Source organism: Ferriphaselus amnicola, assembly GCF_000974685.2.
GTDB classification, from domain to species: domain Bacteria; phylum Pseudomonadota; class Gammaproteobacteria; order Burkholderiales; family Gallionellaceae; genus Ferriphaselus; species Ferriphaselus amnicola.
On record NZ_AP018738.1, the window covers coordinates 298746 to 323837 of the forward strand.

At 58.4% G+C, this 25092-nt stretch carries 20 protein-coding genes; 12 read left to right on the top strand and 8 right to left on the bottom strand.

What is annotated here, in order from left to right; translation table 11 throughout:
• Positions 1–9 precede the first annotated feature (9 nt).
• The 4 genes from OYT1_RS01345 to OYT1_RS01360 all read right to left on the bottom strand — a co-directional run bounded on the left by OYT1_RS01345 (position 10) and on the right by OYT1_RS01360 (position 6695).
• Positions 10–2697, bottom strand: a complete 2688-nt coding sequence (locus OYT1_RS01345; RefSeq protein WP_062625695.1) for a putative bifunctional diguanylate cyclase/phosphodiesterase — start codon at positions 2695–2697, stop codon at positions 10–12.
• A 62-nt stretch (positions 2698–2759) separates the two neighbouring features.
• Entirely contained in the window at positions 2760–3533 is a 774-nt protein-coding gene (locus OYT1_RS01350) for a TatD family hydrolase (RefSeq protein ID WP_062625694.1), read from the bottom strand.
• A 2-nt stretch (positions 3534–3535) separates the two neighbouring features.
• A complete protein-coding gene (locus tag OYT1_RS01355; RefSeq protein WP_062625693.1) occupies positions 3536–4762 on the bottom strand; it encodes a multifunctional CCA addition/repair protein in 1227 nt (408 codons plus the stop codon).
• Entirely contained in the window at positions 4752–6695 is a 1944-nt protein-coding gene (locus OYT1_RS01360) for a transglycosylase SLT domain-containing protein (RefSeq protein ID WP_062625889.1), read from the bottom strand. Before OYT1_RS01360 ends, OYT1_RS01355 begins: the two co-directional genes overlap by 11 nt.
• An 87-nt stretch (positions 6696–6782) precedes the next feature.
• Here OYT1_RS01360 and OYT1_RS01365 point away from each other — a divergent pair, with 87 nt between their 5' ends.
• The 4 genes from OYT1_RS01365 to lipA are packed head-to-tail and all read left to right on the top strand — an operon-like array spanning position 6783 to position 9031.
• Positions 6783–7202 (top strand): OsmC family protein, encoded by a 420-nt coding sequence (locus tag OYT1_RS01365; RefSeq protein ID WP_062625692.1) that lies wholly within the window; start codon positions 6783–6785, stop codon positions 7200–7202.
• Positions 7199–7468, top strand: coding sequence for a YbeD family protein (locus tag OYT1_RS01370; RefSeq protein ID WP_062625691.1), 270 nt, complete (start codon positions 7199–7201; stop codon positions 7466–7468). The genes OYT1_RS01365 and OYT1_RS01370 overlap by 4 nt, the downstream gene beginning before the upstream one ends.
• A gap of 53 nt (positions 7469–7521) precedes the next feature.
• Positions 7522–8097: a lipoyl(octanoyl) transferase LipB gene (gene lipB / locus OYT1_RS01375; RefSeq protein ID WP_062625888.1), complete on the top strand. Its 576-nt coding sequence runs from the start codon at positions 7522–7524 to the stop codon at positions 8095–8097.
• Positions 8087–9031, top strand: a complete 945-nt coding sequence (gene lipA / locus OYT1_RS01380; protein WP_062625690.1) for a lipoyl synthase — start codon at positions 8087–8089, stop codon at positions 9029–9031. Before lipB ends, lipA begins: the two co-directional genes overlap by 11 nt.
• 74 nt (positions 9032–9105) lie before the next feature.
• Here the strand turns inward: lipA and OYT1_RS01385 are convergent, their stop codons facing one another.
• From OYT1_RS01385 to OYT1_RS01400, 4 genes are all read right to left on the bottom strand, one after another.
• Positions 9106–9606, bottom strand: a complete 501-nt coding sequence (locus OYT1_RS01385; protein ID WP_062625689.1) for a hypothetical protein — start codon at positions 9604–9606, stop codon at positions 9106–9108.
• An 83-nt stretch (positions 9607–9689) separates the two neighbouring features.
• A complete protein-coding gene (locus OYT1_RS01390; protein ID WP_062625688.1) occupies positions 9690–12245 on the bottom strand; it encodes a toll/interleukin-1 receptor domain-containing protein in 2556 nt (851 codons plus the stop codon).
• Positions 12246–12320: 75 nt separating this feature from the next.
• A complete protein-coding gene (locus tag OYT1_RS01395; RefSeq protein ID WP_062625687.1) occupies positions 12321–12671 on the bottom strand; it encodes a hypothetical protein in 351 nt (116 codons plus the stop codon).
• Between the two features lie 454 nt (positions 12672–13125).
• Complete coding sequence (locus OYT1_RS01400) at positions 13126–14958, bottom strand: sensor domain-containing diguanylate cyclase (RefSeq protein ID WP_062625686.1); 1833 nt, start codon at positions 14956–14958, stop codon at positions 13126–13128.
• A 268-nt stretch (positions 14959–15226) separates the two neighbouring features.
• On the opposite strand from OYT1_RS01400, the gene OYT1_RS01410 reads away from it, so the two are divergent.
• From OYT1_RS01410 to OYT1_RS01445, 8 genes are read left to right on the top strand one after another with little or no spacing between them, the layout of a single operon-like run.
• Positions 15227–18319, top strand: coding sequence for a DUF748 domain-containing protein (locus OYT1_RS01410; protein WP_062625684.1), 3093 nt, complete (start codon positions 15227–15229; stop codon positions 18317–18319).
• A 13-nt stretch (positions 18320–18332) separates the two neighbouring features.
• Positions 18333–18899: a TMEM165/GDT1 family protein gene (locus OYT1_RS01415; RefSeq protein ID WP_062625683.1), complete on the top strand. Its 567-nt coding sequence runs from the start codon at positions 18333–18335 to the stop codon at positions 18897–18899.
• Between the two features lie 34 nt (positions 18900–18933).
• Entirely contained in the window at positions 18934–19614 is a 681-nt protein-coding gene (locus OYT1_RS01420; protein WP_062625682.1) for a DUF4197 domain-containing protein, read from the top strand.
• Position 19615: 1 nt separating this feature from the next.
• Positions 19616–20785 (top strand): efflux RND transporter periplasmic adaptor subunit, encoded by a 1170-nt coding sequence (locus OYT1_RS01425; RefSeq protein WP_232013206.1) that lies wholly within the window; start codon positions 19616–19618, stop codon positions 20783–20785.
• Complete coding sequence (locus OYT1_RS01430; protein ID WP_062625681.1) at positions 20782–21465, top strand: ABC transporter ATP-binding protein; 684 nt, start codon at positions 20782–20784, stop codon at positions 21463–21465. Before OYT1_RS01425 ends, OYT1_RS01430 begins: the two co-directional genes overlap by 4 nt.
• Positions 21462–22667, top strand: a complete 1206-nt coding sequence (locus OYT1_RS01435) for an ABC transporter permease (protein WP_062625680.1) — start codon at positions 21462–21464, stop codon at positions 22665–22667. The genes OYT1_RS01430 and OYT1_RS01435 overlap by 4 nt, the downstream gene beginning before the upstream one ends.
• A gap of 2 nt (positions 22668–22669) precedes the next feature.
• Positions 22670–23869, top strand: a complete 1200-nt coding sequence (locus OYT1_RS01440; protein WP_062625679.1) for an ABC transporter permease — start codon at positions 22670–22672, stop codon at positions 23867–23869.
• 51 nt (positions 23870–23920) lie between these two features.
• The gene (locus OYT1_RS01445) at positions 23921–25078 is read left to right on the top strand and encodes a UbiH/UbiF family hydroxylase (RefSeq protein ID WP_062625678.1); all 1158 of its coding nucleotides are present in this window, start codon (positions 23921–23923) and stop codon (positions 25076–25078) included.
• Positions 25079–25092 lie beyond the last annotated feature (14 nt).

A 25092-nucleotide genomic window follows, 5' to 3' on the forward strand; every position in this document is an offset into this window, starting at 1 on the left:
AGCCGCTTTCTAAGCCTCACCCAAGGTTGTTTTGCTGGGCTTCCAGTGTTCGCTCCATTCGATCAAATCTCCCGCTGGCATCGGGCGAGCGATGCCGTAGCCTTGACCGACTTCGCAGCCCATTTGCAACAGTGCTTGGTAATGCGCATCATTCTCCACGCCTTCCGCCACGATGTCGCGATCAAAGGCTTTTGCCAATGCGATGATGCCCTGCACGATGGCATGGTCGCCCTTATCCTCCAGCATCCCGCGCACGAACGACTGATCGATTTTGAGCGTATCCACGTCCAGATTGCTCAGGTACGTGAGTGAAGAATACCCGGTGCCAAAGTCATCCAGCGCGAAGCCGACGCCGAATTCGTGACACGATTTGATGATGGCGCTGACGCGGGCGATGTCGTCCAGTGCGGCGGTTTCCAACACTTCGATCTGCACGCAACGACGGCAAGTCTGAGCACAATAGTGCCCCATCAATGATTTCAGCTTGGGCACAAAGTTGGCGGATTGCAGGTGGTAGGCCGAGGCGTTGATGCTTACTTCAAAATCTTCACCTGCCTGCCGCCACCGTTGCAACTGCTGGAAGGCTTGGGAAAACACCCAATCGCCCAGTTCGATCTCTAGCTCAGTATTTTCGATGACACGCAGAAACTCATCAGGTAGCAGGAAACCCCGCGTCGGATGGTGCCAGCGGATCAATGCCTCCACGCCGACCAGCCGCCCGGTGCTCATCTCGACTTTGGGCTGGTAGTACAACTCGAACTCGCCGTGCGCTAAGCCGTGACGGATCTGCTGGAGTAGTTCGTGATGGGAGCGGGCGCGCAAGTCGTTGGCGGCGTCGAACAAGTGGTAGCGGTTCTTGCCCGACTGCTTCGCGATGTACATGGCCTGATCGGCATGGCGCAGTAGTGTATCTGCATCCTGTTCATCCTCTGGATAGAGCGATACGCCGATACTGGCGCTGATGTGTAGATGTTTTCCCTGAATCTCGATCGGCTGGTTGATCCTCTCCAGCAAGCGATTCAGACTGCCTGCGCATTCCTCTGGCACTTCCAGCCCGACCAGCAGCACCACGAATTCATCGCCGCCCAAGCGAGCCACGGTGTCATCTTCGCGGATGACTTCCTTGATGCGGCGCGTGATCTCGATCAGCACTTGGTCGCCGGTATCGTGGCCGTAGGTGTCATTGACCGGCTTGAAGCCATCCAGATCGAGATAGCACACGGCCATCAGGCCTTTTTCGCGCTTGGTTCGCGCCAGTGCTTGCGACAAACGGTCAGCCAGCAACACGCGGTTAGGTACGCCAGTTAGCGAGTCGTAATGGGCGATGTGTTCGAGTTGTTGTTCGTGTTCCTTGCGCTCGGTGACATCCGCCGCAATGCCGATCAAGCCACAGATGCTGCCATCGTTGTTGAGCAAGCGCACCTTGGTGATCTCCAGCAAGTGGTCGCGGCCATCAACAAACGGCACCCATTCCCAAGAAAGATGCGGGCGATCTTGAGCTAGGCACTCCTCATCGGCTTTCATGCAACTGGCAATGGTGGAGGGCGGCATAACCTCAGAATAGTGGCGAGCTGCGAGGAATGTTTCCTCAGGGATGCCCAGAGCTAGGCAGTAGCTTTTATTCACGAAACGCGCACGGCCATCTGCTTGCAGCATCCAGATGCCCAACGGTGCGTTGTCCAGAATGCTCTGGAATAGCTTGCGCTCGATTTCGAGTTCATGGCGTGAGTTCTCAAGCTCCTGCTCCGCTAGTTTCCGATCGGTGGTGTCGATGCTGGTGCCGACCATACGTAGTGCCCGGCCTTGGGAATCGCGCTCCCGAATCTGTCCTCGGCACAGTATCCAGCGGTAGCTGCCATCCTTGCAACGTAGGCGTGCTTCAGAAACGAATTTGTCGTGAGTCGCGCCTTTGAGTGTTGTTGTGAGATGTTGCAATGCGGCAAGCTTGTCGTCGGGGTGCATCAGTCTATCGATCACCGATGAGTCGTGACCCAGCTCCTCTTCTGTGTAGCCCAGCATTTCGGTATAGCTTCTGGAATAGAGCAGACTGCGGGTTTGCAGGTTCCAGTCCCAGATGGCGTCGCCCGCACTTTCCAAGGCCAGCCGCCAGCGTTCACCGACTTGGCGCTCCAGCTCGTACTCTTGTTCCCGCTGGCGTTGCTCTTCCTTGACGGTCTCGTAGTTCCAGAAGATGAAGAACAGTGCGACCAGATAGATGCACGTCGTGAAGATGTCGATGTGCGAATAGCCGGTTTGGAAGCCGGTCAGGAAATGCACTGCGACGATGGCGAACAGAATGGCATACAGCCAGCGCAAGCCGATTGTGCGTCCCTTCAGGTAGAACGCCCCCGCAGAAAGTAGGAAAAACAAAGACAGCCGCATCGAGTTGTACGGTGCCAACAGATAGATGGAAAGAAACAGGAAGAAGCTGGATACGATGGCGATGGTGCTGATCAGTTCGACTTTGTCGCGGTGATGCTTGAGGTAATGCAGGGCAGCGAAGCTGACCGCAGCGAATCCAAAATCGATCGCACCCATCAGCGGGCTGATCTGCCAGCGGTAGAAGCCCATACCGAAAGCCACCAGTGCGGCCATCAGGAACACGCTGTTCAGGAACGTGACCTTGTACTTCAAATGTCGTTCGTGATCAGCGAAGGACTGAGTGAAGGGCAGTAGATTGAGCAGAGTCTGTTTCATGGGGATAGAGGGAATCCATGTCTCATCATTCTACGACTTCCCTACTTGCGTTGCTGTTGGAATTACATCTGAGACAGTCGGGGCAAGGCCGCGAATGTGTTTTGTGAGGTCGCCTGTGCGACTTGCTCAATGGAGAGTCCACGCAGCTCGGCCAAGGTGGTTGCGATGCGCGCTAGATACTCCGGTCGATTGGGCTGGCCATGCTCCAGAAAGGCAGGCGGGATGTCCGGCGCATCGGTCTCCAGCACGATGGATTCCAACGGCAGCGTCGCTGCCAGTTCACGCAAGCGCAGGGCGCGTGGGTAAGTCATCGCTCCGCCGAAACCCAGCTTAAAACCGAGCTTGATGAATTCTTCTGCCTGCTGGTGGCTGCCGTTGAACGCGTGCGCGATGCCGCCGCACACCCGATGTTGGCGCAAGTATTTGAGCACGATGTCTTGGGCGCGACGAAGGTGTAGCAGCACCGGCAGATCGAATTCCTTCGCCAGTTTCAGTTGTTCGACGAAGAAGAATTCCTGTCGAGCGCGGTCGTAGTGTTCGACAAAAAAGTCCAGCCCGATCTCGCCGACGGCGACTGTGTGCGGCAAGGTCAGATACTCACGCAAGACGGGCAAATCCTCGGGTGTGGCGTTATCCACGTACATCGGGTGGATGCCGAAAGCGGGGAAGCAAGTAGCATGTCCTTGGCATAGCTCGGCAACGGTGGCGAAGTTAGCGCGCTCCACCGAGGGCACGACGATGCGGCTGACGCCCGCTGCATTCGCCGCGCTGACCAACTCGGCTTGATCCGCGCCGAATTCGGCGGCGTCGAGGTGGCAGTGGGTGTCGATGAACATGGCTAGGTGCCAGCCGAGGCGCGCTCCACCGCTGCGATGCGCGCCAGCCGGATCAATTCGGGGATGCGCGCTGGGTCGCCGCATTCGCGGGCGATGGCTCCCGCATCCACGGCACGGGCGGCGGCCAGCAGTCTTTCCAGATAAGCCGCTTGCGGATAATCGTCGTGCTCATGGCCGGTGCGACCGCGCGCGTCGCTCTGACAGGCTTGCAGTATCTGGGTGAAACGTTCCGGCTTGCGCCAGCCATCACAACTGTCGAACAGGCGCACCACGGTATCGGCGCGTAGCTGTTTGGCGCGGTGGATGTCGCCGTGGTAGCGCGCCACCAACCGCGCCAGATCGCGGCAATCCGCCGGTGCGCGCAAGCGCTCGCTCACCGTTTTGAGTAGATCTACGCTGCGTAGCTCGTGGCCGATGTGGCGCGGCAAAATGTCTTTCGGCGTGTTGCCCTTGCCGAGGTCGTGGCCGAGCGCAGCGTAGCGGACTTCCAGCGCATAGTTGTGGCGGGCGGTATCGTCCAACACCATCATGGCGTGGATGCCGCAGTCGATCTCGGGATGGTATTGCGGCGGCTGTGGCACACCGAACAGCGCGTCCACCTCGGGCAGAACCTTCTTTAGCGCGCCGCAGTCGCGCAGGGTGGAGATGAAGCGCGAGGGTTGCTCACCCATCAGCCCGCGCGCCAATTCTTGCCAAACGCGCTCTGGCACCAGCGCATCGACTTCGCCGTTTTCCACCATGGCGCGCATCAGTCCCAGCGTCTCGGGTGCAAAGCTGAAGCCGAAGCGGGCGGCGAAACGCGCGCCACGCAGAATGCGCACGGGGTCTTCGGCGAATGCGTCGCTGACATGACGCAGGATGCCCGCCGCGAGATCGGTCTGCCCGCCGTAAGGGTCGATCAGCGTGCCGTCTGCCGCTTCGGCGATGGCGTTGATGGTGAAATCGCGCCGCAGCAGATCTTGCTCTAGCGTCACGTCCGGTGCGGCATGGACGGCGAAACCTTTGTAGCCACGCGCCGTCTTGCGCTCGGTGCGCGCTAGCGCGTATTCCTCGTGCGTTTTGGGATGCAGGAAGACCGGGAAATCCTTACCGACGGGCTGAAAACCTTGCGCTTCCATCGCCTCCGGCGTAGTGCCGACGACCACCCAATCGCGGTCTTGCACCGGCAGGCCGAGCAAGCGGTCACGCACCGCGCCGCCAACGCAGTAGATTTCGGGCTTATTTTTCATCGGGGATCGGCGTTTGGTTGGCCGCACTCTTAGGCGCGATCACGCCCATGCGCTGTTTGAGCGAGGCACCCGGCTGGCCGAATTGTTCGGCGTAATACACGGTGTTGCTCATCACTTTCTTCACGTAATCGCGCGTCTCGTTGAAGGGGATGGTCTCGGCGTAGATCGCGCCTTCCAGCGGTACGTCGCCACGCCAGCGGCGCGCCCGTCCGGGACCGGCATTGTAGGCGGCGGAAGCAAGTACCGGGCTGCCATCGAACCAGTCGAGCACGGTTTTCATGTAGTAGGTGCCGAGCTTGAGGTTGGTCTCCATCTGATGGATGAGCGCTTCCTTGTAGGATTTTAGCCCCAGTTTTTTGGCGACCCACTTGGCGGTGGCGGGCATGATCTGCATCAGTCCTGCCGCGCCGACGGTCGATTTTGCCTGCGTTACGAACCGGCTCTCTTGCCGCATCAAGCCATAGACCCATGCCTCTTCCAGTCCGTTGTCTTGCAGATGTCCGCGCAATTCTTCTCGGTAGGGGGCGAGGTAGCGCAGGTTGAAGTCGTGCTGGACTTGAGTACGGTCGGCGGCGCTGATGGCGCGGTCGTACATCTCGTTGCGACGGGCGATCTCGGCGGCAGTGATCAACTGCCGGTCATTCAAGCTGCGCAAGGTCAATGACCACTCTCTGGCGGCTTCGGTGCGCATATCCAAGCGGTACAACAGTAATGCGCGCTGGATGCCGGGCAGTTTGCCGACCGCATCCAGCTCGGCTTTGCCCGGCTTGAAACTCTCGGATTTGCTGTCCGTGGCGATCACGGTGCCCAGCTCTTCGCGCGCCATCTGTCCGTAGAAATTGAACTCGCGTGCTAGGTCGATGAACAACTTATTGGCTTCGACCGCCTTACCTTGTTCTTTCAGCGCGCGTCCCTTCCAGTAACGCCAAGGCGCTTCCTGCTGCTGGGTGGGTGAGAGCAGGGCGATACTGTTACCGACCTCGCGCCAGTTTTTAGCGCGCAAAGCTGCGCGCACTCGCCACTCGCGTTGGACATCATTCAGCGGCGCATTCCCTGCCGCCCGATACCACTCCAGCGCGCGGGTATCCAACTTCATCGCGGCCTCATAAGCCAGCCAGCCACTGATGTAGGCGCGCTCGTCCTCGGGAAAATGGTCGGCGATACCCTGCCAGCGGCTGTAGGCCAAGGGGGGCGATTGCTTAGCCAGACGCAACACAGCGAATTGTGCCGCCAGACGTTGCACTTCATTCGGCTGATCCAGCTCGGCGCGTTCCAGATAACGCTCGGGGTTGCTCGCAACACTTTCCAAGGTGGCGGGAGCGATCTGCAAGTGGGCGGGAAGTTGCGTGGACAGGCGCTTGGCCAGCGAGACATTGCCGGATTCCAGAGCCAAGCGCAGTCGCTGCCAGACCTCTTGCTCGGTGATGAGATTGCGGCTGAGCGCGGCCTCGAACAAGGGTGTGCAGCTTTGTGGCTGCTCGCGTCCGACCAACCACAGCGGGCGCACCTCACGCAGCACTTCGTCGGCCTGTGCCTGAGTCGGCTGAACTTGCGCGCGAGCTTGCAGCGCGTAGCAGGTCAGCTCCACCTCGGGCGTAAGCAGGCGCGGGAATTCCGCCAGAAACGTGTTCCATTGCTGCGTCTTGCCGAGTTGCTTCAACCATTCACTGCGCAACTTGTCGATCACCGGCGTGTCGGCAGGGCGGGCGAGAAAAGCCTGAATATCGGAAGGGTCGGTGGTGGTCAGATTCAGCCGCAGACGGTAATACGTCACATAGGGTTCCATCGGCGAGCGGGTGAGCTTTTCGGCCAACTGTTCCAACTTGATCTTGTTGCCAGCGCGAAACGCATCCCGCGCGGCGAGAAAGTCCGCCTCTTCATTGGCATGGGCGAGAGCGGGTAACAGCAGTAGGGCAAACAGGAAAAATCTCATCGGAAAGGGCGGCCACATCAACGGCGGGAAGCATATCACACGCCTATCGGTTAGAATCCGCCGAACCAAATTTACCAAGGACTAAGCATGAAAGCACGAGTGAAATGGGTAGAGCAGATGTCGTTCCTCGGCGAGACCGAGAGTGGACATGCGGTGCTGATGGATGGCGCACCGGCAGCGGGTGGGCGCAACCTCGGCCCACGTCCGATGGAGATGTTGCTGTTGGGCGCAGGTGGCTGCACCTCGTTCGACGTGATTTTGATACTCAAGAAGAAGCGTCAGGACGTGCATGACTGCGAAGTGCAGATCGAGGCCGAACGCGCCGAGACCGAGCCTAAGGTGTTCACCAAGATACACATGCACTTTGTCGTCACGGGCCGCAACTTGGCATCCGACGCAGTCGCGCGCGCCATCGAGCTATCGGCTACCAAGTATTGCTCGGCCAGCATCATGCTGGGCGCAACGGCGGCGATGACCCACGATTTCGAGATCGTCGAGGCCCCATGAGCGAGTCACAAGAGACCCTGTTCGAGTTCCCGTGCGCCTTTCCGCTCAAGGTATTCGGCCATGCCCAGCCCGGTTTCGCCCAAGCCATCGCTGAAGTCGTGCAGCGTCATGCCCCCGAGTTCGACGCCGCGACCATCGAGATGCGCAGCAGCAGCGGCGCGAAATACCTCAGCTTGACCTGCACTTTCCGCGCTGACTCCAAGGAACAGCTCGATGCGCTGTACCGCGAGCTGACCTCGCACCCGATGGTGAAGATGGCGCTGTGACGTTGATCGTCAAACATCTCGGTCTGGTCGAATACGAGCCGACTTGGCGCGCGATGCAGCGTTTCACCGCCGAGCGCACGGCGGATACGCCGGACGAACTCTGGCTGGTGCAGCATCCGCCCACCTACACGCAGGGGCAGGCGGGCAAGCCGGAGCATCTGCTGAATCTCACCGACATTCCGGTGGTGCAGATCGACCGGGGCGGACAAGTCACGTATCACGGCCCCGGCCAGATCGTCGCTTACCTGTTGCTCGACTTGCGCCGCTGGAAGATCAACGTGCGCGAGCTGGTGCGGCTGATGGAAAACAGCGTGATCGACGTGTTAGCCGAACGCGGCGTGACGGCGGCAGGGCGCGAAGATGCGCCGGGCGTGTATGTCGGCGACGCTAAGATCGCCTCGCTCGGGCTCAAGATCAAGAACGGCTGCTGCTATCATGGCCTCGCCTTCAACGTCGAAATGGACTTGACCCCGTTCAGCTACATCAATCCCTGCGGTTACGCCGGATTGCGCGTGACCCAAGCCCGCGAAGTCGGCATCACCACGCCGCTGGCTGAACTTGAACAACGCTTGGCGCAGCTTCTGAGTTCGCGCTTGCAACAGCATCTAGAAAGCAAACATGAGCACTGAGAAACCCGCAAAACAGACCGGCGCCGCCAAGACTGCGCGCAACCCGATCAAGATCGTTCCGCTGCAACAGCGGCTGCGCAAGCCGGAATGGATACGCGTCAAATCCGGCAGCAGCGCGGGTTACCACGAAGTGAAGCGCATGTTGCGCGAACACAAGCTGCACACGGTGTGCGAGGAAGCGTCCTGCCCCAACATCGGTGAATGCTTCGGCAAGGGCACGGCCACCTTCATGATCTTGGGCGACGTGTGTACCCGCCGCTGCCCGTTCTGCGACGTGGCGCACGGCAAACCGCTGCCGCCCGATGTCAACGAACCGGCCAGTCTGGCGCAGTCCATCGGTCTGCTCAAATTGCGCTACGTGGTTATCACCAGTGTGGATCGTGACGATCTGCGCGATGGCGGCGCGGGGCACTTTTCTGATTGTTTGACCGCCATCCGCGCCAGCTCACCCGAGACTCGGCTGGAAACCCTAGTGCCCGACTTCCGTGGTCGCCTAGAGGTGGCGTTGGACGAAATGGCGCGCAGCCTGCCCGACGTGCTCAACCACAACTTGGAAACCGTGCCGCGCTTGTACACCTTGGCGCGTCCCGGTGCCGACTACGCGCACTCGCTGAAGTTGCTCAAGGATTTCAAAGCGCGTTTCCCGCACGTCACCACCAAATCCGGCCTGATGTTGGGCTTGGGCGAGACCGACGAAGAAGTGCTGGAAGTGATGCGCGATCTGCGCGCTCACGATGTCGAAATGCTCACCCTAGGCCAATACCTGCAACCCTCCGACGGCCACCTGCCAGTGCTGCGCTACGTCACCCCGGAAACCTTCAAACAGTTCGAGAGCGCCGCGCTGGACATGGGTTTCTCGCACGCCGCGTGTGGGCCGATGGTTAGGTCGAGTTACTTCGCGGACGAACAAGCGGCACAGGCTGGAGTTAACTGAGGTGGAAAAAGGGGATTTTTGATGAAAACCGTAGTCTGTCGCTGAGGTATCCCACTTTAGTCTCTCTGGCAGACTTACGGTTTGCGGAGTTTGGAGGGTAGGTGCTGTTTGCCTTGCACCAGATCCTTGGTCGGAATCCAGTTGGTCTTCGTCTTGGGCTTGTCGGTCTGGATGTTCTTGCCCTGATGGCTGCGTTGCGCCGCCTTGTAGCTCTGGATCGCCGTCAGCAACTGCTCCTGGGTGACCCGAATGTTCGGGTGTTTGTCCTTGGCATCAAAGTCGGTGAGTTGTTGCTTGATGCGAGCCAGTTGGGTGGCGCTGTCGTCCTTGGCTCGCAGCACCGTCATCATCGCCTGCGCCTCGGCAGAGAGGGTATAGCCACCTTCTGCTTCGGTGATCAGGCCACAAACGCCCATGCGCGCAAACGCATCTACCAGTTTCGACTTGGCCGGAATCTCGCCCTGTTTGGCCATGGCCAGCGCGGTGATGATCTCGTCCAGCGCGGCCGGGCGACGTTTGGCCGCAACGGTGAGGGACAACAGCAGGGCGGCATCGTCGTCGTGAACGGGGTACATGGTGAACCTTTGCAGAGTTGGAAATTTAACGTGGTTGGCATCGTATTGTATTTTGATATGCGGCGCTGCCCCCTTTAATTAGGCTATGCTTTAGCAAGTTTGTTTCTATCCATCAGCCTTTGACCTTGTACAGACAAGCCTAGCAATTCTGCCAATTGTTGCTTTTCTTTATATTCAACGGGAAACATATATGTGTGCTGAATGACCATTTCCTTCAATATCCTAGTACAAACCACATTATTTTTTAATTTTTCCGTTGTTTGCGCTACGAGTTGGATATTTAGCTTTCCATTAAAATGGAGATCAATCGCTTGATTCAGCAAAACTAAAGCAGGGGTTTCATTCTGCTTTTGAATGCTGGCATAAATTTCACTCGCCTCTTTTGAACCAATTGAAGACGCAATCTTTCGAATGACACCATTGATTACTCCGTAGGTCATAAGCAAAAAAATATCTTTGGCCTGTTCCTGCACTCTTTCATTGGTAAGGCCTGGGTGCTCCTTGAGTTTCTGCTCAATGTACTTAATTACTTCCAGCTTCGCCGTATCTGATATATGAATAAAGAAATTCAAGAATCGAAGGCCGGTTAAAGTTCCATTGTTTGCCAAATCGTATATTGCATTGCGGGTAAGAGATGCATGTCTATTTCGAATAATCTGCCCAGATATTTCCATTCCTTTAAAAGTTTTATTTATATTTGCAAGGAAAGCCACTGCGTCAATACTCTGTAATTGCTTCTCGTCTACCTCATTCCCGTTTCTTTCAATATCGTCCAAGTTTTTATTGTGCTTCATACGTTCTTCGCTAATTACACGTTGTTCCATGACTAGCTCTGGTATCTGCGAAAGGAATTCATCCATGAAAGTTAATTGTTCTTTAGATAAAGTTGCAGGTGATTGGTCGATGAATAACAATCCAAGAGCTTTTTGAATTTCATCAAGAACCCAAGCTTCTTTTGTGTGATGCGTAACAAAAACCAATATATTTGCATAATCTTCACGATGAAGATTCGCGATTAATGTTCTTACCTCTTCTCGTACCTCACTGCTTGTTGAGTATGAATCGGCAATCTTTTTTGCGATAAAAAAATAATATAGGTATGGGTATTTAAACTGAATCTTGAATTCTTTTTCAGTCAGAATCGAATTTGACTTCAGCTTGCGAATAATTGTGTCGCCATCAACAGCAAGGAATGTTTTTTCATATTCGGTAAAAAATATATCCAGATGATGCGCATTTAATGTGCCGCCATTTCTATATAGCGCCCAAGCTAATTCAGTAAGCACATTGAGATATTTGTCCACATCCTTTTTTTGAATCTTGGCGTGATCAAAAGCTTGATAAATAAGCTGCTGGTAGCAGTACCCATGCGAAGATAACTCAAGATTATGCTGTGTATATGCCTCGAACATTTGCAGAAGCATTAGGATGTATATCGGCTTTGGGGGAACAATGTTTCTTCTAATTATGTTGTCCAATCTCGATTTAATTTCGTCGCTCTGCTCATATAGCTCTGTCTCACCAATGGACTCTTCAATCCCAAGAGAAATCCATCGTTCTACTAAAGCGGCTCTTTTTAAATGTCCGAACCCGAGTAATTCATACTTTTTGTAATCGTCGAGTTCCTCTATTTCTGGCGTGAGGTACCGCAATGATGAGTGGCTTACCATTACAACATGGGAAAACTTTGCATTTATGGAGGCGAGTAAATTTGCCCTGTATTTCGGATTCAAGCCAACACCATCGAGATCATCAACAATCAACGCAGTATTTGGCATTGCCAAATACTGCGTTAGCTCAAAATTATCGTATTGATGTTTTAATGCGGCGGCTAATGACTTAAGGATGTCTGACTGATTGACTTCCTTCGCATCCAAATAAACTGGATAAATCTCCGATTTCAACAGTTGCTTGAATGCGTTCTTTAATAAGCTCGTCTTTCCCTGTTGCTCTTCCCCAAATATCAAGTATTTATTTGGTTCATTTATGATCACTTCTGAAGTAACAATTTTAAGTTTGTTGGTGTCGTCTCGATCGTCGGATTCCAAATCTGGTGAGATGTACACATCCCCCAACAAAACTTTGTCGACTCTGCGGTGTGTTAATACAACCTCTGTGTCATCAATCCATTCCAGTGTAGCTTTTGATATTTTGTGAATATCCAGGTCGGATACTGCAATCTCTTTGGGGGCAACTGGCTTGAAAGTATCAAGTTGGCGCTTAATCCCAGAAATTACGTCCAGCCACGCTTCATCTGGATTCGGCCACGTAGTAATTGGTTTGGCGTCTTTAGGTACGGCTTGAAACTTTGACAATTCAGAGCATGACCAGTCGCATGGTCGAACTAAAATCGGGATAAGTTTGGCTCTTCCTTCTTCGTGCATGGAAATTGCACGTTTCATTTCATTGCTGAAGCAATAGTCAGACGCCAAGAAACTGGAGCTTATTAAAAACAAGATGAGTTCAGACTGCTCCAAATTTTCAGATACTTCCTCTGCCCATTTTTCACTAGCAACTATTTTTCTGTCATGCCATGCATCGATGATGCAATTTCTTTTCAGCATGGCCAAATGTTCATCAAGTGAATCCTTGTGCTGTTCATCTTTATGGGAATAGCTAATAAATACTTTAATTGACATGGTTTGGCTTTCGTAAATTATTGACAGCAAATATTGCGATAAAACGGGGACAGAATCATTGATTCTTAGCAGTCATCACTTCACCCCCACCCCCAACCAAGCATCCGAAGTCAGCGCCCCCTTCAGCTTAGGCAGTGTCTCTTCCAGCCAAGCCAGTGCGAGCTTTTCTTTCTCGCGCCACATCTCTTCGCCCAATCCCTTCTTCATCATCTGTATCGGCGCGCTGCCCTTGACCATGCTGTCCCAGAATTCGCCAGTGCTACCGACGGGGAAGGCTTTGGTGACGCTGCGTATCTCGATGTTGCGGAATCCGGCTTTTTCCATCTCTTGTTTGAAGCGTTCGGGGTTTTCCAGTGTGGTGACGGAGCGTTGCGGTTGCGGCAGGTCGGGCTTGATGGCGCGCAGTGCGCCGAATAGGGTTTGCATGGCGACACCTTGCTCGGTGAAGGCGTAGGATAAGTATCTCGAGTGTTGTCGGCGTCCTGTCTTTGAGATCACAGGTTGTGATTTCAAACGAAACATCCTCGATACTGATGTGATCATGCTCAGTGCGCCCCCTTGGTTCATGTGCTGGCCGCCCGCTGTGCGGGTTCTGTCTTGCGCCAGCTCCTAACCTGGGGGATTCTGCCGTGAGCCTCGCGCCATTCGTGTGGCGGGATGTGCATTCGGCAGTTCTGCAAGCGGGGTGAACTCTATTTGAGTTGGCGGGTTTGTGTCAATGCGGATGGCAAGACTTCAAATAGAGGGCGGTCACGCTGGTTGCAGTGATGAGTGATGAGTGATGAGTGATGAGTGATGAGTGATGGGGCGTGGACCTGTCGCCCTTGCGCATCCTTAGCGAAGCGATTTAGTCGAAATTCTTAATAGGCTCATCGCGTTCTTACGCCTCCGCGAGTACCGCTCGGTTGCGTCCTTGCTCCTTGGCGCGGTATAGCGCTTCGTCTGCGGCTTTGACGAGTTGGTCTGGGCTGCGTCCTTCGGCGGGTGTCAGAGCGGCTACGCCTATGCTACAGCTTACGCAGCCGAATTCGGATGGTTGGTGGGACAGTGCCAGGTTTTCGAGTGCGAGGCAGATGCGCCGTGCTATTGCCAGTGCGTCTTCGCCGTTCGAGGCGGGGGCGATGAAGGCGAACTCTTCGCCGCCGTAGCGTGCAACTAAGTCGCCCGTGCGGCAGACTTGGTCACGCAACACGGCGGCGACGCGGCGCAGGCATTCGTCGCCTGCCGGATGACCGTAGTGGTCGTTGTATCGTTTGAACCAGTCTATGTCCAGCAGCGCCACCGCGAGCGGATGTCCGGCGCGAGCGGCGCGACTCCATTCGCTGGCTAGCACTTCATCGAAACGGCGGCGGTTAGCAATGCCGGTCAGGGCATCGGTGACGCTTAGCGTCTCCAGTCGTTCGTTGGCGGCCTTGAGTTCTTCGGTGCGTTGCAACACGCGCGCTTCCAGCACGCGCTCGTGCGATTGCAGGTGTTCGACCAGATGTTGCTGGGCGGCGGCTTTTTCCCGGCGCAGGGTGTTGAAGCGATCAGCCAGTGCCAATGCCAGCAGTAACATCTCCAGCGCGGAGCCGTATTCCACGCCGTAGGCGGTGAGTAGGTTGGTCGGCAATAAACCTAGGCCGCGCATCACAAGCACCGCCGCGCCCAGCAGCAACATGGAGAAGGCCAGCGCGAAGAAGATCGCGCTGCGTTGGCGTTTGACCACCGCGCAATATAGGCTGGTGGCCAGCACCAGCAGCATGGTTAGACCGATCAGCGCGATGGTGGGTGGGATGAGCGCGCGCAGGGAGAAGAAAAAACCTAGCGGGGCCAAAAAGAACAGGGCGATCAGCGCCTTGAATAGGCGGTCGAGCTTAGGCAGATTGCGGGTGGTATCGAGCATCCGGCGCATGAACAGCAAGCCATTCGCTACCGCCAGCGATAAGAAGACGCCGCTGGAGATGTCCGCCCAGAAGGTGGTCTCCGGCCACAGGAATTCCTTGGCCATGCCGTACTCGGCGGAGAACGCCAGCACGGTGCTGACGGCGAAGGTGACGTAGAGCAGGTAGATGCTGTCGCGCAGGGCGATGAATAGCAGCAGGTTGAACAGGATCATCGCGGTCGCCATGCCGAAATACCACGATTGCGCGAGATAGTCGTTGCGCTCGTGGTGGTGAAAGGCGGTTGGCTCCCACAATGTGGCGGGGACGATGAGGGGCGTGAGCGATTGAACCCGCAGGTAGTAAGTCTGTTCGGCATGGGGCGGCAAGGCCAGCGGGAACACGAATCCTCGATTGGCGTAGCCGCGCGTGTCGAAAGGCTGAGCGTTGCCAGTGTCCACAAGGCGATAGCCGCCGTCCGCCAGCGGGCTGAAAAATCGCACCGAGGACAGGATGGGATAGTCAATCTGTAGCATCCGCGCCAGCGGCTGGTCGGTCGGATTCGATAGCGTCAGCCGTAGCCAATAGGCCGAGCGCGTCAGGCCGTGGTTGATGGCGGCGGCAGAGGGGGCGCTAGTTTCAAAGCGCGGCGCGATCGCCGGGCTGCGAACCTCATCCAGTGTCAGTGCGGTGGAAGCGTCTTCCAGAGAGGCGAAATATCCAGTGAGCGAAACGGACGGCTGACCAGCGAGGCTGGCATCCAGCAACCTGTCTTGAGCAAGGGCGAGCTGGCTCTGTGATAGGCTCACAAGCAACGACACCAGCAATCCGACCCAGAGGTATGTGCGCATGGCAGCTATCTGCAAAACATGAAAAAAGTGGCGGCAAGTATAACGCCGCTGACTCGATCGCATAGGCGTAGCGTCATCAGAGCAGGTATGGTTGCAAGCTGATTCGCCCGCAATCCCACGCAAGTCATCGCTTCTTCTCTTGGTCGCTCCTCGTATCTCTCGACCTCATCGCCGATTTCAAGCAGAATCGCCCAATCGCGTTCGGGCGGCATGGGTCGCTCACTACTGAACCTAGCCTAGCCGCACAGTTATCATCGAAGAGAAAGTTATGACACAGACCAATTCCCCCGCAAGCAATCCCGTGAGTACCTTATGGCGGAACGAGCGCGTGCGGCGCATCGCTAAGCGCACGTCCATCGCGTTCGGTGGACTTATGCTGCTGTTCGGCTTGGTCGGCTACTTCTGGCTGCCGGGCTATGCCAAGTCGCAACTGGAGACGGCGCTGAGTGCGGAGTTCAAGCGTCCGGTGACGGTCGAGCGCATCGTCGTTTCGCCATACGCGCTGACGGTCACCGTTGAAGGTTTCAAAGTGGGCGATGTGGTGTCGGTGGGCAGTGTGCGGGTGAATCTGTCGTCGACCTCGCTGTTCCGGCTGATGCCCATCGTGTCCGAAGTGACTATCGATCAGCCTAAGTTTCATCTGGTGCGCGTTTCCGAGAACCGTTTGAACATCTCCGATCTGCTCGATCAATGGGCGGCGAAGCCTACAAGTAACGAGCCGACGCCGCATTTCTCGGTGAGCAACATCACGCTGAACGAAGGGCAGGTGGAGTGGGTCGATCAGGTGGTCAACGAGACGCAGACCGTCAGCCATATCCATCTCGGCGTGCCGTTCATCGCCAACACGCCGTCGCAGGAAGAGGTCTATGTGCAGCCTGCGTTCAGCGCCCATCTCAATGGGGCTGATTTCAGTCTGTCTGGCAAAGTGCGCCCATTCTCGGCGGGGCAGGATGCGTCACTGGCGGTGGAGTTGGATGACTTCGATCTGACGCGCATCAGCGGCTACGTCAAATCGCCGCTCGCGCTGGAATCCGCGCTGCTCAGCACCAAGCTGCAAGTACAGTTCCAGCGCCGCAACGGTGGTGCGGATTCGCTGAATGTGGCGGGCGATCTGGCGGTGAAGAAATTCAAGGGCACGCTGACCGCGCAGAAGCTGGGCATCGATGTGCCGCTGCTCAGCTTGAGCGGCATCAACGCCGACGTGTTTGCCCAGAAAGTGGCGGTACAACACATTGCGATCCAAGCGCAGGCAGACGCGGCTCCGGCGTTGAGCCGTACGGGAACCCGCTTCTTGCGCTGGCAAGCGCTGAGTCTGGACACCTTGGCGGTGGATTTGAAAGCGAAACTGGCGCAAGTCGGCGGGGTGAAGCTGGCCGCGCCGGAACTGGATCTGGCGCGCACTCCTGCGGGCAAGCTGGACATCGTCGAGACCTTCGCCGCGCCCGCGACTACACCGCCCGCTAAACTGGCCAAGGCAGAAAAGACCGAGGCACCCGCTGCCGCGCCTGCCTGGAACTGGTCGCTGGATAAGTTCGTGCTCGAAGCTGGCAAGCTGCAATTCGTGGATCAAGGCCGCAAGGGCGCGCACGCGCTGACGTTGGCTGACTTGCAGATCGAGACTGGCAAGCTGACCAGCCTCGCGCCGCCGCCTATTCCGGTGAAGCTCAAGGCTACGGTGAACGAGCATGGCTCGCTGGCTGCGGAAGGCAATGTCACTCTGGCGGGGCAGGCCGATCTCAAGCTGGATGCACAGCGCTTCGACCTGGTCGCTCTGCAAGGCTGGGCGACGGAAGGTTTGAACGCGGTGCTGACGCGCGGCGATGCTAGTTTTACCGGCGACATCCATGCCGCCAGCGGTCAGGTCAAACTGGATGGCGACGTGGTGTTGAACGATTTCAACGTGCTTGATCCCCTCAATTCGGAGGACATGTTGCGCTGGAAACAGTTGCGGGTGGACAAGCTGGCGCTCAACACCCAGCCGTTCTCAGTCAACATCGGCGAGGTTTCCCTGCGCGACTTTTACGCGCAACTGCTGGTGAACTCCAAGGGCCAACTGAATCTGAAAGGCATCGTCAACAAACCGGCTGAACCAGTGGCCGCTCCGGCACCTGCGTCCAGCGTGGCAGCGGCAACGCCCGCGCCTGTTTCGACGGCATCGGTGAAACCTGCCCCCGCGTTGCCGATCCGCATCGGCAAGATCACGCTGGCTAACGGCGCGGTGGATTTCAACGATGAATTCATCAAGCCCAACTACTCGGTGCGCCTGTCCAGTCTCAAGGGCAACATCGGTACGCTGGCGGCGGGCAAGCAGAGCAGCGTGGAGATCTCGGGCAAGGTCGATAAGAGCGCGCCGCTGCACATCGCCGGTTGGGTCGATCCCTTTGCAGCGCAGCTTTCGCTCAATCTGCAAGCCAGCGCGCGCGGGCTCGATCTGCCCACCTTGTCGGGCTATTCCGGCCACTATCTCGGCTATCCCATCGAGAAGGGCAAACTGTCGGTGGACGTGAGTTACCTCATCGACAAGGGCGAGCTGAAGGCGCAGAACAAGATCTTTCTCGACCAACTGACGCTGGGCGAGAAGCTGGAGAATTCCAGCGTGCTCGACATCCCGATCCGGCTGGCTATCTCTTTGCTGAAGAATTCGCGCGGGGAGATCGACCTCGACCTGCCGCTTTCTGGCTCGCTCAACGATCCGCAGTTCAGCATCGGCGGCATCGTGGTCAAGGTGCTGGTCAATCTGGTGGTCAAAGCGGTGACCGCGCCGTTCGCCCTGCTGGGTTCCTTATTCGGTAGCGGCGAGGACTTGTCGAATCTAGCGTTCGCCGCAGGTGTGAGCCGACTCACGCCGGAGATGGACGGCTCGTTGCAGTCGCTGAGCAAGGCGATGGCGGATAGGCCGGGACTGAAGATGGAGATCACCGGCGTGGCCGATGTGGTGGCGGATCGTGAGGGGCTGAAGCACGAGCTGATGATGCGCAAGGTGAAGGCGCGCAAGCTGGGCGATAGCGCTCGTCGCGGCAAATCCAGCGTGTCGGTGGACGAGGTCGTGGTCACGCCCGAGGAGTACCCGGACTTGCTGGAAAAGGTCTATAGCGACGAAGACATCAAGGCGAAACCGCGCAACGCCATTGGTATGCAGAAGAGCATTTCCGTGGCCGAGATGGAGGCGCTGTTGCTGGCGCACATCGGCGTGACCGATGCTGACCTGAGCGAACTGGCCGATGCCCGTGGGCGTGCCGTGCAAAATTGGCTGACCTCGACCGGCGGTGTGGCGGTCGAGCGCGTGTTCCTGTTGAGCAGCCACGTCGGTACTGCGGACAAGGACCTGCCGCCTAGTCGTGTTTCTTTCTCTATTCGTTAATCTAAAGGGCATCATGGAAGCATTCTTCGTTTCAACCGGCATCGTTGCCATCGCCGAGATCGGCGACAAGACTCAGTTGCTGTCGCTGTTGCTGGCAGCGCGTTTCAAGAAACCTTGGCCGGTGATCGCCGCGATCTTCGTGGCGACCGTACTCAATCACGGCTTGGCCGGTGCGCTTGGTGCCTGGCTGGCGCAATTGATGGGCGAGCAGATTTTGCGCTGGGTGCTGGGGCTGTCGTTCTTGGCGATGGCGGCGTGGATCATGGTGCCCGACAAGTTGGACGACGACGAGCCGACCTTCCGCAAGCTGGGCGTGTTCGGCACGACGCTGATTCTGTTCTTCCTCGCTGAGATCGGTGACAAGACACAGATCGCCACCATCGCGCTGGCTGCTAAGTTCGACTCGCTCACGGCGGTGGTGATGGGCACCACGGTCGGCATGATGTTGGCGAACGCGCCGGTCGTGCTGCTGGGCGAGCGCCTCGCCCGCAAATTACCGGGCAAGCAGATCCACACCATCGCCGCCTTGATCTTCGTCGTTCTCGGTCTGGCCGTGTTGTTCGGCTGGGGCGGAAACTGAGGCATAATCCCACGCACTTTTTGAGGAGCTTCCCATGCGTATCTTGTTGCTATGTTTTCTGTTGCTCACCAGTCCATTCGTCAATGCACTCGGCCTTGCCGACCTTTCCAACAAGGACGCCGCCTCCGGTCTGAAGCAGGCGCTTACTCAGGGTGCGGGCAACGCGGTCGCCACACTGGGCAAGGCCGATGGTTTCATGGGCAATCCCAAGGTCAAGATCCCGCTGCCAGATTCGCTGCAACAGGTGGATAGCCTGCTGCGCACTTTCGGCGGCGGCAAGTATGCCGACGAGCTGGTGCTAACCATGAACCGTGCCGCTGAAGCTGCCGTGCCGGAAGCCAAGGCATTGTTGATCAAGTCGGTCAAGGACATGAGCGTGCAGGATGCCAAAGGTATCTTGACCGGCGGCGATACGGCGGCGACCGAATATTTCCGTGGCAAGACGCGCGCACCGCTGGCGGCGAAGTTCTTGCCTATCGTGCAAAAAGCCACCGCCAAGGTCGGTCTAGCCCAGAAATACGACCAGTTCGCAGGCAAGGCGGCGAGCTACGGTTTGCTGGACGAGAATCAGGCCAACATCGAGAAATACGTCACCCAGAAGGCGTTGGATGGCTTGTACCTGATGATCGCCGAAGAGGAAAAAGCCATCCGCAAAGACCCGGTCGGGCAGGCCAGCAGCTTGCTGTCCAAGGTGTTCGGAGCCATCGGGAGATAGCGTGAGACTGTCTAGCGTGTTGTCGGGCCGCAGGAAATATCTGGCAGCGTTGTTGCTGGTCGGCGTGATCGGCGGCGCGTGGTTCGTTTCGCGTCCTGAGCCACTGAAGGTGGCGGTGGCGACGGTTGAACGCGGCACAGTCGAAGCGTCGGTGAGCAACACTCGCGCCGGGACGGTGAAAGCCTGCCGCCGCGCCAAGCTAGCTCCGCCTGCCGGAGGCCAGATTGCCGCGATGAAGGTGAAAAAAGGCCAGCGAGTGAAAGCGGGCGAGGTGTTGCTGGAGCTGTGGAACACTGACCTGCAAGCACAGCGCGGTCTGGCTGCCGAGCAATTGCTGGCGGCCAAGACTCAGGCGAGCGATAGCTGCGCTTTGGCGGATACGGCGCATCGGGATGTCGAGCGTGCGCGCGACTTGGCCAAGCAAGGCTTCTACTCCCCGCAATCACTGGACCGGTCCGAGGCTGAAGCGCGTTCACGAGTGGCGGCGTGCGAAGTGGCTAGGAACGGCCTGAAGCAGGCGCAGTCGCGCATCGCTTTGTCTGATGCGACGCTAGAACGCATGGTGCTGCGTGCACCGTTCGACGGCATCGTGGCCGACCTCAGCGGCGAGCTGGGCGAATACGCCACGCCGTCGCCGCCCGGAATCCCAACGTTGCCCGCCGTCGATCTGATCGACGATAGCTGTCTTTACGTCAGCGCGCCCATCGACGAAGTGGACGCGGGGCATCTCAAAGTCGGCCAGATCGGACGCATCACGCTGGATGCGCTCAAGGGCAAATCCTACGAAGGCCGTGTGCGCCGCATCGCGCCGTATGTCACCGAGATCGAGAAACAGGCACGCACGGTCGAAGTCGAGGTCGAGTTCACCCCGCCGCCCGCGACCGATACGCTGCTGGTAGGCTACAGCGCCGATGTGGAACTCGTGCATCAGAGCCATCCCAACGTGTTGCGTATTCCCACACAGGCTTTGCAGGACGGCAAGCGCGTGTTGCTACTGCGCGCCGATGGCGTGTTGGAAGATCGCATCGTGACGGTTGGACTGGGTAACTGGAGCCACACCGAGATCAGCGCCGGATTGCAAGCTGGCGATCGAATCGTCACCTCGTTCGACGGCGAGGGTGTGAAAGCGGGCGCGCGCGCCCAAGCGGAAACCGCGCTGCCTGCCAAATGATCGAACTGGAGCACGTCTGCCGTAGTTTCACGGTCGGCGACCAGCAAGTCGCCGCGCTGCGCGACCTGAGTGTGAACATCGGTGCGGGCGAATACGTGTCCATCATGGGGCCGTCCGGCTCCGGCAAATCTACCCTGCTCAACATGATCGGCCTGCTCGACCGTCCGACCTCCGGTACCTATCGGCTGGACGGGATGGATGTGACCGCGCTGAATGAAGAGGAGCAGGCGCGGGTGCGGCGCGACAAGATCGGTTTCGTGTTCCAGTTCTTCCATCTCGTGCCGCGTTTGTCTGCTGCCATGAACATCGAGTTGCCGCTGATCTTGGCGGGCGTGCCGCCAGAGGAGCGTAAGCCGCGCGTGGCTGAGTTGCTAGACAGCTACGGCCTGAGCAATCGCGCCGATCACCGTCCCGAACAGCTCTCCGGCGGCCAGCGCCAACGCGTCGCCATCGCTCGCGCCACCATCATGCGCCCCGCCGTGCTGCTGGCCGACGAGCCGACCGGCAATCTGGATCGTGCCACGGGCCGCGAAGTGATGGCGCTGCTGGAAGGCTTGGTCGAGCGCGGCGTGACGCTGATTTTGGTGACCCACGATCACGAGATCGGCGACCGCGCTGGGCGCAGTCTGGTGATGGTGGACGGGCAACTGGAGTCGGACTCGAAGCGCGTCGCGCCATGAATTTCGCTGACACCCTCCAGTTCGCTTCCGGCAGTTTGCGCGGCGCGCGCACGCGAACTTTGCTGATGATGCTGGCGATGGCCATCGGGGTAGCGGCAGTCGTTATCCTCACTGCGCTAGGCGAAGGTGCGCGGCGCTACGTGGTCGGGCAATTCTCATCTCTGGGCAGCAATCTGGTGATCGTGTTCCCCGGGCGCACCGAAACAGCAGGCGTATCGCCCGGCATGCTGCTCGGACAGATCCCGCGCGAACTGATCCTTGAGGATGCTCAAGCCCTGATGCGCAGCACCGCTATCCGCCGCTATGCCCCGCTCGCCATCGGTGTGGCGCAAGCCTCGAACGGCGCGCTCAACCGCGAAGTCGTGGTGCTGGGCTCGACCGCCTCGTTACTGGCGATCCGCCACATGGTCATGGGCGAGGGCAGCTTCCTGCCGGAAGGTGACACCCGCATCGCCTCGCCGGTGTGCGTGCTGGGCACTAAGATCAGCCGCGAACTGTTCGGCACCCAGCGCGCGGTGGGGAGCTGGCTGCGGCTGGGCGACCGGCGCTATCGCGTCATCGGCATTCTGGCGGGGCAGGGCATGTCCATGGGCTTCAACACCGACGAAGTCGTCATCGTGCCGGTCGCCTCTGCCCACCAACTGTTCAACACCCGTTCGCTGCTGCGCATCCTGATTGAAGCCAAGAGTCGCGACCAGATCATCGCGGCGCGCGACGAGGCCGAGCGCATCCTGACCGAGCGCCACGGCGAACGCGACGTGACCGTGGTGACGCAGGACGCCGTGCTCGCCACTTTCGACCGCATCCTCAGCGCACTGACGCTGGCCGTCGGCGGCATCGCTAGCATCAGTTTGGCCGTGGCCGGCATCCTCATCATGAACGTCATGCTGATCGCCGTGTCGCAGCGCACGCAAGAGATCGGCTTGCTCAAGGCGCTGGGCGCGCCGCCCGCGCAGATACGGAAGCTGTTCTTCATCGAAGCCGCCTTGCTGTCGTTGCTCGCCAGCTTGGCCGGATGGGTGCTGGGCGAGATCGGCAGCTTCATCATCGGCCGCCTCTATCCGACCTTGCCGGTTGGCGCACCTTGGTGGGCGGTGCTGGCCGCACTCGTGACGGCACTCGGCACCGGCATCCTGTTCAGCGTCATGCCCGCCCGTCGCGCCGCACAGCTCGATCCGGTGTTGGCGCTGGCGCGGAGGTGATCATGCACTTCACTGACCTGCTTCGTCTGACCACGTCCAGTTTCCTGTCCTACCGGATGCGCAGTTTCCTCACTGGGCTGGGCATTGCGGTGGGGGTGGCGGCGGTGATCTTGCTGACCTCCATCGGAGAGGGTTTGCAGCGTTTCGTGTTGGCTGAGTTCTCGCAGTTCGGCACGCATCTCATCTCTATTCAGCCGGGCAAGACACAGACGCAGGGTGGCAGCGTGGGTATCTTCGGCTCGGTGCGGCAGTTGTCGTTGGAGGATGCGGCGGCGCTGGCGCGCTTACCGCAGGTCGAGGCGCTTGATCCGACAGTCACGGGCAATGCGGAAGTGCGGGCGAACACCCGCAGCCGCCGCACGATGGTGTATGGCGTGGGCGGGAACATGCTTAACGTGTGGAAGATGAAGGTGGACAGCGGCCAGTTCCTGCCTGCCGACGATGCTGAGCAGGCGCGTGCTTTTGTGGTGCTGGGTTCCAAGGTGCGAACCGAGATCTTTGGTGCCGAGAATCCGCTGGGAGCGTATCTGCATGTGGGCGGCGTGCGTTATCGGGTGATCGGCGTGATGGAGTCCAAAGGGCAGATGCTGGGTTTCGATCTTGACGATGCGGTGTACGTGCCCACGGCGCGGGCGATGGAGTTGTTCAACCGTCCCGGCCTGATGGAGATCCACCTGACCTACCCCGAGAACATGTCGCTGGAGCGGGTGGAAGAGGCGATCCGCAGCGTGCTGATCGCCCGCCACGGGCGCGAAGATTTCACGCTGACTTCGCAACAACAAGCGATGGAGGTGCTCGGTTCGGTGCTGGATGTGCTGACCTTCGCAGTGGGAGCGCTGGGCGGCATCTCGTTGGTGGTCGGCGGTGTCGGCATTATCACCATCATGACCATGGCGGTGGCCGAGCGCACGGGCGAGATCGGCTTGCTGCGAGCCTTGGGCGCACAGCAAAAGCAAGTGCTGGCGCTGTTCCTCGGCGAAGCGATGTTATTGGCGGCGGCGGGTGGATTGGCTGGATTGTTGCTCGGTGTCGGTATCGCGCAGGGTTTGCATGCGATCTTTCCAGCGCTGCCGGTACACACGCCACTGGGCTTTGCCGTACTGGCGGAAAGTAGCGCGATCATCATCGGTCTGTTCGCCGGTGTCATGCCCGCCCGCCGCGCGGCCAAGCTCGATCCAGTGGAAGCGCTGCGCACCGAGTAGCCGCAGCCTGCGTGGTATGATGCCGCCGTCTTTTTGGGAGGGAATTTAGCGATGGAGTTCGATGTCATCATCGTCGGCGGCGGTCTGGTCGGTGCCAGTTTGGCGGCCTCGCTCAAGTCCAGTGGCTTGAGTTTGGCGCTGGTCGAGGGGCAAACGGCGGCGTTCTCCCATGCAGGCTGGGACAGCCGTATCTATGCTATCACCCCCGGCAATGTCGAATTCCTCAAGGAGTGCGGCTCTTGGCAGCGCCAGGATATGAGCCGCGTGCAGCCGGTCGAGGCGATGCGCGTGTTCGGTGATGATGACTCCGAGCTGGAATTCAGCGCCTACGAGATCGGCGCGCCGGAACTCACCTTCATCCTCGAAAATCGTTTGATGCAGGAAGCGCTGTGGGAAACCATCCTCGACCAAGACAACCTGACCCTGTTCAACCCCGCCCGCTGTGCCGCACTCGATCTTGGCCTAGATGCCGCTACGCTCACACTGGAGGACGGGCGCGAACTGCGTGCAAAACTCGTGGTCGGCGCGGATGGTCGCGACTCGTGGGTGCGCAAGCAGGCGGGCATGGACGAAGCGCCGACACCGTATCAGCAGCACGGCGTGGTCGCCAATTTCCGCTGCGAAAAGCCGCATCGCGGCGTGGCCTACCAGTGGTTCAGCCCCGACAGCATCCTCGCTTATCTCCCTTTGCCGCAGCAGATGATGTCGATGGTGTGGTCGGTGTTGCCGGAGAAATCGGCGGAATTGCTCAAACTCTCGCCTGAAGACCTCTGTGCTCAGGTTGCCGCTGCCGGACATCACACCTTGGGTGAGCTGGAGTTGGTGACGCCTCCCTCCTCCTTTGCGCTGCGCATCCTGCGTTTGCCGCACATCGTCAAGCCACGTTTGGCGCTGGTGGGCGATGCTGCACATAACGTGCATCCGCTGGCGGGCCAAGGAGTGAATCTCGGCTTCCGTGATGCGCGTGAATTGGCGCAGACCTTGTTGGCGCGCGGCCCGCAGCGCGATTGCGGCGATTACGCGCTACTGCGTCGCTACGACCGTGCGCGGCAGGAAGATATCTTTTCCATGCTGACCACCACCGACGCGCTGAAAAAGTTATTTTGCAACGCTGACCCCTTGCTACGCAAAGTGCGTAACCTCGGCTTGTCCGCGACCAACCATTTAACGCCAGCCAAGCGTATGTTGGCGCGTCACGCTCTAATCTAGTTCCAAGGAATCCC

Bases quoted from the DNA above. Each gene is read 5' to 3' on its own strand.
- OYT1_RS01345 (WP_062625695.1), bottom strand. From the start codon at position 2,697: ATGAAACAGACTCTGCTCAATCTACTGCCCTTCACTCAGTCCTTCGCT.
- OYT1_RS01350 (WP_062625694.1), bottom strand. From the start codon at position 3,533: ATGTTCATCGACACCCACTGCCACCTCGACGCCGCCGAATTCGGCGCG.
- OYT1_RS01355 (WP_062625693.1), bottom strand. From the start codon at position 4,762: ATGAAAAATAAGCCCGAAATCTACTGCGTTGGCGGCGCGGTGCGTGAC.
- OYT1_RS01360 (WP_062625889.1), bottom strand. From the start codon at position 6,695: ATGAGATTTTTCCTGTTTGCCCTACTGCTGTTACCCGCTCTCGCCCAT.
- OYT1_RS01365 (WP_062625692.1), top strand. From the start codon at position 6,783: ATGAAAGCACGAGTGAAATGGGTAGAGCAGATGTCGTTCCTCGGCGAG.
- OYT1_RS01370 (WP_062625691.1), top strand. From the start codon at position 7,199: ATGAGCGAGTCACAAGAGACCCTGTTCGAGTTCCCGTGCGCCTTTCCG.
- lipB (WP_062625888.1), top strand. From the start codon at position 7,522: ATGCAGCGTTTCACCGCCGAGCGCACGGCGGATACGCCGGACGAACTC.
- lipA (WP_062625690.1), top strand. From the start codon at position 8,087: ATGAGCACTGAGAAACCCGCAAAACAGACCGGCGCCGCCAAGACTGCG.
- OYT1_RS01385 (WP_062625689.1), bottom strand. From the start codon at position 9,606: ATGTACCCCGTTCACGACGACGATGCCGCCCTGCTGTTGTCCCTCACC.
- OYT1_RS01390 (WP_062625688.1), bottom strand. From the start codon at position 12,245: ATGTCAATTAAAGTATTTATTAGCTATTCCCATAAAGATGAACAGCAC.
- OYT1_RS01395 (WP_062625687.1), bottom strand. From the start codon at position 12,671: ATGCAAACCCTATTCGGCGCACTGCGCGCCATCAAGCCCGACCTGCCG.
- OYT1_RS01400 (WP_062625686.1), bottom strand. From the start codon at position 14,958: ATGCGCACATACCTCTGGGTCGGATTGCTGGTGTCGTTGCTTGTGAGC.
- OYT1_RS01410 (WP_062625684.1), top strand. From the start codon at position 15,227: ATGACACAGACCAATTCCCCCGCAAGCAATCCCGTGAGTACCTTATGG.
- OYT1_RS01415 (WP_062625683.1), top strand. From the start codon at position 18,333: ATGGAAGCATTCTTCGTTTCAACCGGCATCGTTGCCATCGCCGAGATC.
- OYT1_RS01420 (WP_062625682.1), top strand. From the start codon at position 18,934: ATGCGTATCTTGTTGCTATGTTTTCTGTTGCTCACCAGTCCATTCGTC.
- OYT1_RS01430 (WP_062625681.1), top strand. From the start codon at position 20,782: ATGATCGAACTGGAGCACGTCTGCCGTAGTTTCACGGTCGGCGACCAG.
- OYT1_RS01435 (WP_062625680.1), top strand. From the start codon at position 21,462: ATGAATTTCGCTGACACCCTCCAGTTCGCTTCCGGCAGTTTGCGCGGC.
- OYT1_RS01440 (WP_062625679.1), top strand. From the start codon at position 22,670: ATGCACTTCACTGACCTGCTTCGTCTGACCACGTCCAGTTTCCTGTCC.
- OYT1_RS01445 (WP_062625678.1), top strand. From the start codon at position 23,921: ATGGAGTTCGATGTCATCATCGTCGGCGGCGGTCTGGTCGGTGCCAGT.